This is a genomic window from uncultured Helicobacter sp. (assembly GCF_937906905.1).
Classification (GTDB): Bacteria; Campylobacterota; Campylobacteria; order Campylobacterales; family Helicobacteraceae; genus Helicobacter_B.
On the sequence record NZ_CALERY010000002.1, the window covers coordinates 153,312 to 167,409 of the forward strand.

Annotated in this window: 12 protein-coding genes; 8 read left to right on the top strand and 4 right to left on the bottom strand. The window is 47.0% G+C overall.

The features are described from left to right. Positions 1-5: 5 nt before the first annotated feature. On the top strand, positions 6-761 hold the full coding sequence (locus tag Q0171_RS00810) for a phosphatase PAP2 family protein (RefSeq protein WP_299325685.1): 756 nt from the start codon (positions 6-8) through the stop codon (positions 759-761). Between the two features lie 14 nt (positions 762-775). Further along, positions 776-3,340: a heavy metal translocating P-type ATPase gene (locus Q0171_RS00815; RefSeq protein WP_299325687.1), complete on the top strand. Its 2,565-nt coding sequence runs from the start codon at positions 776-778 to the stop codon at positions 3,338-3,340. 68 nt (positions 3,341-3,408) lie between these two features. Here Q0171_RS00815 and Q0171_RS00820 read toward each other — a convergent pair whose 3' ends face one another. Both Q0171_RS00820 and Q0171_RS00825 read right to left on the bottom strand, forming a co-directional pair. Further along, positions 3,409-3,879, bottom strand: a complete 471-nt coding sequence (locus Q0171_RS00820) for an acyltransferase (protein WP_299325688.1) — start codon at positions 3,877-3,879, stop codon at positions 3,409-3,411. Positions 3,880-3,900: 21 nt separating this feature from the next. Beyond that, complete coding sequence (locus Q0171_RS00825; RefSeq protein ID WP_299325690.1) at positions 3,901-5,667, bottom strand: N-6 DNA methylase; 1,767 nt, start codon at positions 5,665-5,667, stop codon at positions 3,901-3,903. A 198-nt stretch (positions 5,668-5,865) separates the two neighbouring features. Between Q0171_RS00825 and hisA the strand changes: the two genes are divergently transcribed. The 6 genes from hisA (at position 5,866) to pssA (ending at position 11,666) form a co-directional block, all read left to right on the top strand. Beyond that, a complete protein-coding gene (gene hisA, locus Q0171_RS00830) occupies positions 5,866-6,585 on the top strand; it encodes a 1-(5-phosphoribosyl)-5-[(5-phosphoribosylamino)methylideneamino]imidazole-4-carboxamide isomerase (RefSeq protein ID WP_299325692.1) in 720 nt (239 codons plus the stop codon). 154 nt (positions 6,586-6,739) lie between these two features. Further along, positions 6,740-7,114 (top strand): chemotaxis response regulator CheY, encoded by a 375-nt coding sequence (locus tag Q0171_RS00835; RefSeq protein ID WP_115011311.1) that lies wholly within the window; start codon positions 6,740-6,742, stop codon positions 7,112-7,114. A gap of 18 nt (positions 7,115-7,132) precedes the next feature. Continuing rightward, positions 7,133-8,356 carry a 50S ribosomal protein L11 methyltransferase gene (locus Q0171_RS00840; protein WP_299325697.1) on the top strand — a complete coding sequence of 408 codons (1,224 nt, stop codon included), beginning with the start codon at positions 7,133-7,135 and terminating at the stop codon, positions 8,354-8,356. Positions 8,357-8,418: 62 nt separating this feature from the next. Continuing rightward, entirely contained in the window at positions 8,419-10,320 is a 1,902-nt protein-coding gene (gene ftsH / locus Q0171_RS00845; protein WP_299325699.1) for an ATP-dependent zinc metalloprotease FtsH, read from the top strand. Continuing rightward, a complete protein-coding gene (locus tag Q0171_RS00850) occupies positions 10,321-10,923 on the top strand; it encodes a phosphatidylserine decarboxylase (RefSeq protein ID WP_299325701.1) in 603 nt (200 codons plus the stop codon). Then, positions 10,920-11,666, top strand: coding sequence for a CDP-diacylglycerol--serine O-phosphatidyltransferase (pssA, locus tag Q0171_RS00855; protein WP_299325702.1), 747 nt, complete (start codon positions 10,920-10,922; stop codon positions 11,664-11,666). Before Q0171_RS00850 ends, pssA begins: the two co-directional genes overlap by 4 nt. A 54-nt stretch (positions 11,667-11,720) precedes the next feature. On the opposite strand, the gene Q0171_RS00860 is transcribed toward pssA, so the two are convergent. Continuing rightward, complete coding sequence (locus Q0171_RS00860) at positions 11,721-12,464, bottom strand: hypothetical protein (RefSeq protein WP_299325704.1); 744 nt, start codon at positions 12,462-12,464, stop codon at positions 11,721-11,723. 20 nt (positions 12,465-12,484) lie between these two features. Next, positions 12,485-14,092, bottom strand: a complete 1,608-nt coding sequence (gene purH / locus Q0171_RS00865) for a bifunctional phosphoribosylaminoimidazolecarboxamide formyltransferase/IMP cyclohydrolase (protein ID WP_299325706.1) — start codon at positions 14,090-14,092, stop codon at positions 12,485-12,487. Positions 14,093-14,098: the final 6 nt, after the last annotated feature.

Here is a 14,098-nt window from a genome sequence, read left to right on the forward strand (position 1 = left end):
ATAGAATGAAACTCTCTGCACAACCGCTTTTCGCCACTCTTTTTTCGAGATTTTTCGCTCCTGTGCTCTTTGTGTTAATTTTTTCGCTTTTTGCACAAGCGGCAGAATCTACACCAGAATCTACAATGCCCAATACATCGCAGTCTAGTCAGCCAACCAGCCAAGCCCCCATCGCAAATCCTGCAAACACCCTAGCACCACAAGAGTCAAGCGCGAAGAAATCCTACCCTACCTTGAGCGTGCGCGGGGTTGGTGATATCGCGCAGTTTTTGCCTGTCGCGACGCTGGCATATACGGCGATTTTACGGGATTTTACGGGATTTAAACAGCAAGCCATTGGCTGGGTGGCAGTGGTGGCAAGCACTTATGCCATAAAATATGGCTTGCATTCTCTCGCACCCTCCAGCCCTATTGTCCAATCTCTCTCCAAACGCCCAGATAATGATGGGAAATTCGAGGGCTTCCCTAGCGGGCATAGCTCCTCTGCGTTTGCTGCTGCTGGGTTTATGCAGAAGCGCTATGGCGTGCGACTAGGGCTGCCAACGGCGCTGGTGGCGAGTTTTGTGGGGTTCTCTAGAATCCATGCCGATCGCCACACGCTCGTGCAAGTCATCTGTGGAGGGCTGCTTGGGTTTTTTATCTCGTTTTTCTGCGCGCGCGCCAGAGAGTCAAAGCCCTATCTCGCTAGCAATCCCAAGCAGTCTATGACTACCAAATCCCTGCTACTTGAATTTGGGCTACTCTCTTTGCTTTTGATTTAGGATTATGGCTAGCGATGAGCAAATTTGTCCAAGGATTTAGCACAGAATCCAAGCTGGATTCTTCAATGGATTCTAGGCTAGAATCTAGCTCCTGTAAATGCTCGCACTGCCAGCGTAGCTTCCCACTAAGTGCGCTTATACACCGAGTCGATGTTAATGGACGCGATGTGTATTTTTGCTGCAATGGCTGCGAGGGTGTCTATATGCTGCTGCACCAAAGCGGCTTTGGCGGATTTTATGAACGACTGGGAAGCACGATGCTTGATCCTGCTACAAAACAGCCGACAAATGCAAGTCTTGCTTATCTTGATGAGCAGACATTCCTAGAGAGTCATACCAAGCCCATAGCGCCCAAAGCCAAAAAATCCAATCTTACTCCAGAACTTCGAGAAGTGGGGCTTATTATAGAGGGGATTCATTGCGCGGCATGTATCTGGCTCAATGAGCATATCCTAGGTCTGCAGCCTGGTATCCACAAAGTCCATATCAACTACACCAACAACAAAGCCAAAATCATTTTTGACCCAGCTCTTTGCCCGCTCTCCAAGATATTCTCTCTCATCACATCAATTGGCTATCGCGCCCACATTTATGACCCAAGTGTGCAGGAAATCCAGCTTGCCAAAGAGCAAAAGATCTTTTTTACCTCATTTGTGGTGGGGGTGTTTTGCACTATGAGCATTATGATGGTGGCGATTGCGCAGTATGTGGGGTATTTTTATGGTATGGCGCAGAGTATGAAAGATGTGCTAAATCTCATCTCCTGTCTGCTAGCTACTCCTGTGCTTTTCTATACAGGGAGAGTGTTTTATAGCGGGGCGTATTATGGGCTTAGGCATGGATATATCGGCATGGATTTTCTCGTGGCGTTTGGAGCGAGCTTGACATTTCTCTACTCGATATATGCCAGCATTACGCGCAGTGGGGAGAGTTATTTTGAATCTGTGGCGATGATCATTTTGTTTGTCTTTAGTGGGAAATTCCTAGAAATGCGCGCGCGCCGAAATGCAGGCGATAGTCTCGATAGGCTGCATACAATCCTACCAAGCGTGGTAGAGGTAGAATCTAGCTCTGGGCTAAAGAGCTGTGATGTCAAATCGCTTGCCATTGGTGATAGGGTGCATATCCCGCCTGGAGGCATGCTGCCCTGTGATGGGATAGCACTAGAATCTATTAGCCTTGATATGAGCTCGCTCTCTGGCGAAAGCCTGCCTGTGCAGAAGCACAAAGGCGATGAGCTGCTCTCTGGGAGTATTGTGCTAGAGCGCTCTTGTATCTATGAGGTGCGAAAGCCCTATGAACACTCGATGATGAGCGTGATTATCACCATGCTAGAAGAGAGTCTCGCCTCTCGTCCCAGAATCCAAAATCTCGCCAATGCGTTGGCAAAGTATTTTTCTCGCATTGTGCTGCTTATCGCGCTTGGTGGATTTCTCTATTGGTGGCATTATGCTAGCATTGATCAAGCCATTATTATCACTATTTCTGTCATCGTCATCGCCTGCCCCTGTGCGCTCGCCCTTGCCACGCCCATCGCCTCAGTAGTCGGGATCTCGCGTGCATATCGAGCTGGATTGCTATTCAAAGAAGCGCGATTTTTAGAAACACTTGCGCGCGCCAAAACTATCGTGCTGGATAAAACCGGCACACTGACGCTTGGCAAGCCACGCGTGCAGCATATACAGCGAGTAAAAGGATTTGATGAGAATCTGCTCGCGCATTTTGTGCACCTCTCCAGCCACCCAATCTCGCGTGCAGTGGCAGAATGCTTCCATACTAGCAAGCCTCTTGCCCTCTCCCACATAGCCCAGCAGGATTCTCGTGGGATCTATGCGAAGTATGGCGATCTTGTGCTGCTTGGCGGAAGTTTGGAGTTTCTTATCGATCGTGGGGTTAAGCTCCCTGATTGCAAAGTGCCAGAATCTAGCAAGCTAGATTCTATGAGTGTGTTTGGCTACAGCGTGGGTGGTGAGCTTGTGCTATTGTGCTATCTACAAGATAGTCCCAAACCCCATGCCAAGGAGCTCATCGCCACGCTGCAAAATCAAGGCAAAAACATTGTGCTTCTAAGTGGAGATCGAAGCGGTGCAGTAGAATCTATCGCACGCGAGCTTGGGATTAAGCATTATGTCGCTCATCTCCTCCCTGCGCAAAAGGCTCAATACATCAAAAATCTCCGCATAGATTCTGGGAAAATCACAAGCACAGATACTTATGTATCAAATGCACTTACAACTTCAACCCCCACAAATACAATCGTGATGATCGGTGATGGGCTTAATGATATTCTTGCCCTTAAAGCCGCAGATGTAGGGATTTCCATGGGTGCAGGGAGTGATATTGCCATTGCGCAAAGTGATATTGTCGTGCTTGATGATAGCCTACCAAGCGTGCATAAAGCATTCCAAATCGCCAACCAAACATATAGGAGAATCCTACAAAATCTCGCACTAAGTCTTGTATATAATGCCTTGCTTATCCCGCTAGCCCTAGCTGGGTTTGTTATCCCACTGGTAGCGGCATTAAGCATGAGTATCTCCTCACTCATCGTCGTTGCCAACTCCACGCGCAAGGGGTAAGGGCTTAGTCTTGTGCAATCAATCCCAGAATCTGCTTTCAAGCTAGATTCTAGTGGATCTGCTTATTCTCATGGCTCCAGGTCGCGTAGCTTTCTAGCAGGATTGCCTGCGTAGAATCCACTTTTTGTAATATCGCGTGTTACCACTGCACCTGCGCCAATGACGACATTATCGCAGATGCTAACAGGCAAAATTGTCGCATTGCTGCCTATGCTGACATTTTTGCCTATATGCGCGCCTTTCCACTGGCTTTTGTGCGCTGCTGGTGTGCCGCCAGCAAAGGTGTCGTTGATAAACATCACGCCGTGTCCTATGAAGCAATCACTCCCAATGCGTGTGAGCGAGCAGATGAAGCTATGGCTTTGGATCCTGCAGTTATCCCCGATATACACATCGCTTTGGATCTCAACAAATGGACCAACAAAGACATTATCACCTAGCGTGCATTCATAGAGATTCACAGGCTCGATTACACAAAGCCCATCTCCATGCGTAATATCGCGTATCATAGCATGCTTGATAATCTGGCTAGCGGACATGGGAGTTCTCCTTGTAAGGATTTAGCGCGTGGATTCTAGATCGAGTGATTTTAGCGCGTGGATTCTGCGCTGCTGGGCTTGCATTTCATCACGAAGCGCATTTAGCTCACGCATCATTGCTTCTAGTGCAGCAAGACTTGAGCGCTGCGTATAGGCAGCTGGGATAGAGATTCTAGCGAGGTTTTGAGGATTTATCGCACCATCTGCGCTTAGCTTGTAAAGATTGGCTAATGCTTTCTCCCCAGCATGCGAGAAAAGATAGCCATACACTCCAAGTGCGATATGACTGCTAGGCGCACGCAGCACGAGAATCCCCGCATTTACCACGCAAGTATCGCTAATCTTGCCTAGAATCGCAAGCTTTGGTGCGACCCCTCGTAGGGAAAGCAAAATATCATAGGAGCGGACATGGTATTTGTGGATTTTAGCAATGTTACCTGCGTGCTTTTTGGTCTGGAAATGCTCTGTATATCCGCAAGGTGCGAAATCCACAATCCCAATGTCAAAAAACTCAATCATCTCATCATGCCCAGAGCCATAGATTCTCTGCCCACGAAAAATCTCCACCCCAAGCCCAGCAAGTGTGTTTGCGCTAGATTCTGGTGCGCGGGTGCTAGGTGCGGCGCAGACATAAGTATGCGCGCGTAGGTCTTGGGGGTGGATTTGGGCTAGGGGGGTTAGGCTGGAGTGTGTGCTAATTGATTTTTGCTTATAGAGGCGCAGGATTTCATCGATATGGATTAGGCGGTTGTATTTGCCGTCTTTGGCATAGAAGCTACGGGCATCAATGTGGAGAATCTGCTTGTTGTTATGCGAGATTACAAGCAGTGAGAAATCGTGGCTTTGATGAGGGAAGATATTTTTAGGTAGCTCAATAATCGCTTCTATCATGCCCTCTTGGCATAGGCGCTCGCGTAGGCGCTGCTGGCGAGAGGATTTCATCAAGGTTTGGTTGCGCACGATAAACACCCCGCGCTTACCAAGGTGGGCAAGAGAATGCACAAGAAAGACAAGCTCGGGGTAGGTTTTGATAAGCTCGCCTGTGTCCTTGAAGCGCTTGTCATCTTTTAGCAGTTCTGTGCCCATGTGCGCGTTTAGTGGTGGGTTACAGAGGATTTTGTCAAAGCGCATATAGCCAGAATCCCTAGCGACACCAGAATCTATATCCACAGAAGCCACATTTCCAGAATCCATGCTTTGAGAGTCTATGCGAAACATCGGGTGAGCGAGAATATCATTGACATAGAGGTGTTTGGATTCTAGTGCGCAGTAGGCAGCGATGAGCTTGGCAATGTGGCTAAGCTTAGAATCTAGCTCCTCGCCATAGAGTTTAATGCCACTCACAAGACTTAGAAACACACTCCCCATGCCATAGCATGGATTATAGACGCTCTCTCCAGCCTTAATATCCAAAATCCCAACCAAAAGCTGGTTTATCTCATAAGGCGTGGAATAGAAGTAGAGCTTGTTGGCGGTTTTTTTCTGTGTGATGATATGAAGAAACTGCTCAATCTTGCCTTGCGAGAGCTGGGCACTGGAGAGTAGTCTAGCGATTTTGCGCGCATTTATCTTTGGGTTTGGCTCAATGAAAAGTGCGGGCTTAATGAGCGCCCTAAGCTCGCGCACAAGCATTGCATACGCGCTAGGCTTATCGCATGTCAGCATGGTGTCAAATGCGCTTTTATTGCGAGATTGGAGGGTGAAAAGCTCAATCATCACACCTATGGTATCAAGCATGTCAGCATGATAGGACTTAAGATATTCAAAGCATTTGAGAAGATTTTGCATAGCTGCTCCGTGACTCTAGCATGGATTCTGGGCTTGATTAGTGGCAATGCTTGCTTAAAGGTATTTTGGCGATAATGCTCACAACATGCCTTTAAGCAAAGCGCGCTAAAATTTACGCGCATATTGTAATATACAAGATAATAATTTGCAAAACCAACCCCCAATCTACGCTTACTACACTATGCTAAAGGAGTCCGCATGCTAGAGATTTTCCCAGCGATTGATTTGCAAAATGGACAGGCTGTGCGGCTGTATAAAGGCGACATGCAGCAAGCCACAATTTATGGTAATCCACTGGAGTTCGCACGGGCGTTTGAGCAAGCAGGGGCGAGGTGGATACACATTGTCGATCTTGATGGGGCATTAAGCGGCAAGCGGGAGAATCTGTCCGCCATAGAATCTATCCGCAAGCATACAAATCTCAAAATCCAGCTAGGTGGTGGGATACGCGATGAAGCTGCGATAAAATCGTGTTTATCACTTGGGATTGATCGCGTGATTTTAGGCTCTATGGCAGCCCATGACAAAGAGCTGGCAAAAGAACTAGCCAAGCACTATCCTATCGCCATAGGGATTGATGCTATTGGCGGCAAAGTCGCCACACATGGCTGGGTAGAATCTAGCACCACAGATGCGCTGGATTTAGCTAGATTCTACTGCGGTAGCGAGGTAGAGGCACTTATCTGCACAGATATTAGTCGAGATGGCGCATTAAGCGGCGTGAATGTAGAATTTAGCGTAATGATGGCGCAAGCGAGTGAATTGCCCATCATTGCAAGCGGTGGGCTTAAGGACAAAAGCGATATTGACACATTAGCCAGCGCATTTGAGCAAGCAGGTGTGCGAGGCGGTGTGATTATCGGCAAAGCATTTTATGAGAGCAAAATCCAGCTTAGCGAGATTTTGCCCCAGCGCTAGCGTGGCGGGATTTTAGAAAATAGACAAAATTTCTTCGTTTTTATGCTATGATTACGAACTTTTTTGCAATGAATTCTCTTATGTGCGCTTCGTTTCTCTGTGTCTTTGCTTTTGCGGATGTGGGGTGTGTGAAGATCTATTTAAGGAGTAAGCCTTGAAATTGTTGGTTGTTGATGATAGTTCAACTATGCGCAGAATCATTAAAAACACCTTGCAGAGATTGGGATACGAAGATATCCTAGAAGCCGAGCATGGTGTAGAGGCGTGGGATATCATGGATACAAAAGAAGGTATCGGCGTGCTCATCACTGACTGGAATATGCCTGAAATGAATGGTCTGGATCTCGTCAAAAAAGTGCGTGCAGATGATCGTTACAAAGAAATTCCAATCATCATGGTAACCACCGAAGGCGGAAAAGCCGAGGTTATTACCGCGCTTAAAGCTGGCGTGAATAACTACATCGTCAAGCCATTTACCCCCCAAGTCCTAAAAGAAAAGCTTGAAGTCGTGCTTGGAGTAAATGACTAGCACACTTCTCGCACTTTCATGCAGCAAATCTCTCAAGACCTCCATAAATCTACCTATACAGAGACGACGATTATCCCAAGCTGCTGCTACGAGATTTTTATCGATTTTCTACTTGAACACACACAAGGTGCAGTAGAGGAAACCATACTGCATGAGAGCGGGGAGAGTCTTGCGCAGTTTAAATACTATCCCAGAGAACATTTAGCTTTAGTATCCCCAGCCCAAGCAATCATTATCCGCTCCATGCACGATCCGCTAGAGACGCCATTGTATGCTTACGCCCTAGAATCCAAGCTAGATTCTGGAGAAGCGAAATCCACTGCAAGCATAGAATCCACGAAGCCTGCCCTAGATTCTGGTGTCCGGGATTCTTACTCCATCTCTTCCCAGAATCTAATCCAAGCCCTAGAATCTCTGGCACACACGCTTTCTCAGCGTCTGGATACACCCGTGGGATTTGCCTATCGCATAGAAACCAAGCGCAATGAAGACTGGATTGCCCTCTACCAGCAGAGTATTAGCCCATTAGAGTGCGCGAACTACTATATCCGCGCTTCCTGGCACCCTCCACTAGAGACGCTGCAGTGCGCCCCAGAATCTAGCGCGCTAGATTCTCCTGCCTTAGCCTCTTGCCGCGATTTTCACCCTAAGCATGAAATCATCATAAACCCAGCGCTTGCCTTTGGCTCTGGACACCATGCTAGCACTTTTATGTGTATAGAAATGCTCTCACACATGGATTTGCGCGGGAAGCATTGCCTAGATGTGGGCTGCGGAAGCGGGATTTTGGGGATTATTATAAACAAGCAGGGAGGAATTGTAGAAGCTTGCGATGTCGATGAGCTTGCAGTGATAGAGACGCGTAAAAATTTTGCCCAAAATGCCGCGCCCCTGCATAAAATTTGGCATGGCTCCATCGATTCACGCCCAAAATCTCAAGAATCTGCCAGCTTAGATTCTACCTCCATGTCTCAATCCCCTCTAGACTCTAATATCATAAAGCCTCATACCCCAGAATCCCCCATTGCCTACGACCTTGTCTGCGCCAATATCGTGGCTGATGTGCTTGCTTGTATGCATCATGATTTGTTCCATGTGCTTAAGCCCAATGGCATACTGCTACTCTCTGGGATACTAGAATCTAAGCTTGCGTGGATTTTGCAGATATTTGGCGATATGCGCATGCTTGAGCAGCACCACAAAGATGAGTGGGTGAGCCTCAAGCTTGCGCGCATTCCATAAATTACACAAATATACTATAATGTGCGCCATACAGAAATTTAGCACACATAGAAGAGGACATAATGAACGAAAATTCCAACGATAAAAAACCAAAGCAAAATCCTATCCTGCTTTTTGTGGTGTTTGCGATTGTAGCTATGCTTGTGGTCAAGCTCACTAGTTTGGATTCTGGGCTTGGCGGAGCATTTGGTGGTGGTGCGAATAAAAACATCGAATACTACGAGCTAAAGCAGCTCATCGCCACAAAGCAGGTCCAAAATGTCAGCATTGGGCAGAGTATCATCAAGGCAAGTGGGATTGATGCAAGTGGGGCGAAAGTCGTGTATGTCGCGCGCAAAGTCGCAGACCTTTCACTTGTGCCACTGCTAGAGGAGCATAAAATCAGCTATGGCGGCTTTAGTGAGTCGAATTTTTTTACTGAGACGCTTGGCTGGCTGCTGCCTATTTTTGTGTTTTTGGGCTTGTGGATGTTTCTTGCAAGCAGAATGCAAAAGAGTATGGGCGGGGGGATCTTTGGTATGGGTAGCTCTAAAAAACTCGTTAATGCCGAGAAGCCCAATGTCAAGTTTGATGATATGGCAGGAAATGAAGAGGCTAAAGAAGAGGTTGTAGAAATTGTAGATTTTCTCAAATACCCTGACCGCTACGCTGCTGTGGGCGCGAAAATCCCCAAAGGCGTGCTACTTGTAGGACCTCCGGGCACGGGGAAAACACTTTTGGCTAAAGCTGTGGCTGGGGAAGCGAATGTGCCGTTTTTTTCTATGAGTGGAAGTAGCTTTATAGAGATGTTTGTGGGGCTTGGGGCGAGTCGTGTGCGCGATTTGTTTGAAATGGCAAAGAAAGAAGCCCCTAGCATTATCTTTATCGATGAGATTGATGCTATAGGGAAGTCTCGTGCTGCTGGGGGAATGATTAGCGGCAATGATGAAAGAGAGCAGACACTTAATCAGCTTTTAGCAGAGATGGATGGCTTTGGCAGTGAAAATGCCCCTGTGATCGTGCTAGCAGCGACAAACCGCCCTGAAGTGCTAGACCCTGCTTTGCTGCGTCCGGGGCGATTTGATAGGCAGGTGCTTGTGGATAAGCCAGATTTCAATGGGCGTGTGCAGATTCTTAAGGTGCATATTAAATCTGTCAAATTAGCGCGTGATGTGGATTTAGAAGAAATTGCCAAGCTTACAGCTGGGCTAGCTGGAGCAGATTTAGCAAATATCATCAATGAAGCCGCCTTGCTAGCAGGGCGCAATAATCAAAAGCAAGTCTCCCAAGCCAATCTTAAAGAAGCCGTGGAGCGAGGGATCGCTGGGCTAGAGAAAAAATCGCGCAGAATCTCCCCCAAGGAGAAAAAGATTGTCGCCTACCACGAGAGTGGACACGCGCTAGTAGCGGAGATGACAAAGGGTGCTTCTAAAGTCAATAAGGTTTCCATTATTCCACGCGGTATGGCAGCTCTTGGCTATACGCTCAACACCCCAGAAGAAAATAAATATCTTATGCAAAAGCACGAGCTGCTTGCAGAAGTCGATGTGCTGCTTGGCGGTAGGGCGGCTGAAGATGTATTTTTAGGCGAGATTTCTACCGGAGCTAGCAATGACTTAGAACGCGCTACTGATATACTTAAGGCGATGATTAGCTACTATGGAATGACTGATGAAAATGGGCTTATGGTGCTAGAGAAGCAGCGCAATGCGTTTTTAGGCGGGGGGATTGGAAGTGCTAGGGAGTTTAGCGAGAAAACGGCTGAATATGTAGATGTATTTGTGCGAAAAACGCTTGATGAGCGGTTTAAGGCTGTCAAACAGCTACTGCAAGACTACAATGGCGCGATAGAATCTATGGTAAAAGAGCTTTTTGATAAAGAAGTCATTGATGGTGAGAAAGTGCGTGAGATTATCGAGGCGTATGAGCAGGAAAACAATATGCCTTCACGCATCATAAAGGAGCAAGAAGAGGAGGAAGCATAGATGAATAGTATCCAAATCATCACAAAAGAGTCGTTTTGGGGCATTGTGTGGTTTGTTGTATGGATTGTGTTTTGTCGCGTGGTTGATTTTTCTCTAGGGTTTTTGCTTGGTGTTGTGCTGCTAGCTGCTTGGCTATGGGCATTTAGAAATCCAGAGCGCGTGCCGCTTGATCGCGGGGAAGATGTGATCCTGGCTCCAATTGATGGGCGTGTGAGCAATATCGAACGGGACAAAAAGCATGTGCGTGTGAGCATAGATGTGTCATTTTTCGATGTTGGGTTGGTGCGTGCCCCTAGAGAAGTAGAATCTATAGCGCTAGAGAGGAAGGAAGGGCTAGTGGCATATTTCTCTCCTCTCAAAAACCAGCTAAACCAAACCCTCCGTGCCCAAATTACAGGCAAGCTAACTTATGCGATTTCGCTCTATCCAAGCGTGTTTAAACAGAGTAGATTTTATGCGCCCATTAACTTTAATATAGGTGAGCGTATGGGGTTTATGAAAGTAGGCACGCTCACTCTTGAGCTGCCAGATTCTGTGGAAATCCGCGCCCACATTGGCGATAGAATTAAAGGTGGCTCAAGCGTGCTAGGATATACCAAATGAATATCAATCCCTTGTATGCTCTGCCTAATTTTTTCACTGCTGGGAGCATATTTTGCGGTATTGTGAGCATTATGCTTGCCTCTAACTCGCTGTTTGAGCAAGCGGCGTGGCTCATCGTGGTGTCTATGATTTTTGATGGACTTGATGGGCGCGTGGCGCGGCTTACAAATACCCAAAGTAAATTTGGCGTGGAGTTTGACTCTTTGGCTGATATTGTGGCATTTGGTGTCGCACCTGCTATGCTTGTGTATTATTATCTGCCAACAACAGGGGCAAATTATGGGCTTGAGGGGATTTATGGGCTGTATCGTGTGTTTGTCTGCGCGCTATTTGTCATCTTTGGCGCGATACGCTTGGCGCGATTTAATATTACAACTTCAAATGCCGAGCCAAATACTTTCATCGGGCTGCCTATACCATCTGCGGCGGTGATTGTGGTGCTGTGGATTCTAGTAGATCTGCGCTATAATCTTCTCTCCCCTCATTATGGCTATGCGCTGCTTATTGTCGCTTTTGTGGTTAGTATCCTTATGGTGAGCAATATCCGCTACCCTAGTTTTAAAAAAATCGCGTGGAATCTAAAAATCTTTGTCATCGCACTTATTGCTATTGCAGTGATTATCAGCTCTAAACTCTATGTCGAGGTGCTATGCGCATTTATGAGTGGATATGCACTCTATGGGGTTGTGCGCTGGATCTTTCTGCTCTGTAAAGTTACCTGCAAAACACCCAAAAAATCTTAGATTTTACACGCGCTGCTTCCTACTATCTTTTGTTTAGTAGCTTAAGAGAGGAAGCTAGAACAGAAAATTATATTCCAATGATACGACGCCTGTGGGACTGAAATACGACGCCCTACGCGCAGGCAGAAATCGATATACGAGATTGACACGATTATGAATACCAAGCATAGTTGTGAAGCCAACTTGCATAAAGACTTCGCCCGCCTTTTTCATCGCGCCCCAGTGATTGTAGTCTTTTTTGTCAAAATAGAGATACGCATCTGCACCCATGCCCAAAATCCCACCAAAAAATACCTGTCTGCGCCGAGATAATGGAAATTCTGCAATTGCATCTACTCCAGCAGAAATCATCGTAAGCATTCCAGAATGTGCGCCAAACCCCATATCAAAGCCAAAAAACCCACGCACACCCACATAGCGATTAAAAAAGCTTATCGCGCCCATTCGCACACCAAAAGAAGGAATGATGATAGGATTTGTATAGGGGCTTTGAACATTGTTATTGATATTGAAATTCCCGCTTTTGGAGCTATTAAGCAAGCTTGCCCCCACACCCACACCAAAATATTTTGCGCTTTTGTCCTTGCTGACAATCGTGCGCTTAGTGATCGCCTGACAAAGATCATCGCAAGCGGTAAAATCCCCATTCTCTGGAGTTTGTTCGCCATCTGTTAAATGTCGAGTATCTATGGAAATTTGGGTTGGATTTTGTATTGGCTCTTTTGTAGAATCTTTGGGTTTTGCCTGCACAACCCACACTAAAAGCGTCGTCATTATGCAGACTAGTCCAAATCGCATTGCGCGTTATCCCAAATCTCTTAATGCAAGAAATGACGCACGCCTGTGAAATACAGCGCGATATCATGCTCATCTGCTGCGGCGATAACCTCATCATCTCGTAGGCTTCCGCCCGGCTCAATGATCGCACGCACGCCTGCTTGAGCTGCTAGATCAATGCTATCGCGGAACGGAAAGAACGCTTCGCTCGCTAGCACACAGCCTCTAGTCTCTAGCCCCATGTCTTTGGCTTTGGCAAGCGCAGCGCGGGAGGCATCTACTCGACTTGTCATACCCATACCTATGGCGATGAGCGCGCCATCTTTGACATAGGCTACGCAGTTGGATTTTGTCAGCGCGACGATGACATAGGCGATATGCAAATCCTGCAGTAGCTCTGGACTCGCTTGGCGCGCGGTTTTGCATGTAGCATTTGCTAACTCCTCACGCGTGATGACATCGCTTTGCTGATAGACAAACCCTCCGCCAATATGCTTGAAGTCGTATCGATCATAAGGCAGAGCGATCGCACTAGAATCTTGGCGTTTAGATTCTGGGATAGAATCTAAACTCTGCGCTTTTGATTTGCTAGATTCTGCACCTAGTGCATTTATGCTAAAAAGTTTCATGCGCTTTTTGCTAGCAAAGATTGCTTGAGCTTGCTGGGTGATTTCACTTGCGACAAGCACTTCGATAAATGTCTTGCTCATTTCATTTGCCAGCTCTTCATCGACCACGCCATTAACCGCCACCACACCACCATACGCACTTAGACTATCGCATGCAAGTGCAGCGCGGTAGGATTCTAGTAGCGTGTCTTTAATCGCAAAGCCACAAGGATTTCCATGCTTGATGATACTCACTGCTTTTTGCGCGCCAAAGCTTGAAGCAAGCGCGATTGCGCTATTGATGTCTGTTAGGTTATTGAAGCTTGGCTCGCCTTTTAGCACCCTAAAGCCCTGCTCCCAAAACTCCCCAAATCCATAGAGTGCGCCTTGCTGGTGGGGATTCTCACCATAGCGCGTTTGTAAGATTTTTTTCCCACTGATAAACACCCTCTCACCAAACCCACCAGAGAATCGCTCATTCATGTAATTAGCGATTGTCGCATCATAATGGGCAGTGTGGCTAAATGCTTTTATCATCATGCTTCTTCGCAGCTCAAGAGTGTTTTGGTTAGATTTTAGCGCCTCTATGGCTAGTGTATAGTCGCTTGGGTCTGTGATGATAAGCACATTTTCATAGGCTTTAGCCGCAGCACGCACCATGCTAGGTCCGCCGATGTCGATGTTTTCAATAATTTCGCTAAAGTCATCGGTGCGCTGGGTAGTCTCATAGAATGGATAGAGATTCACACACACAAGTGAGATAGGATCAATTCCATGTGTTTTAGCATCAGCAATATCTTGTGGATTTTCCCTGCGATAGAGGATTCCGCCGTGGATTTTGGGGTGAAGCGTTTTGACTCGACCGCCAAATAGCTCTGGGCTTTGAGTATATTGGCTTACTTCCGTAGCGGGGATTTTGGCTTGGCACAGGACTTTTAGCGTGCCTCCGGTAGAAAGGATTTCAAACCCAAGCGCAACAAGCTCGCGCGCAAACTCTACGATACCTGATTTATCACTCACACTAAGCAGTGCTTTTTTCATTACATA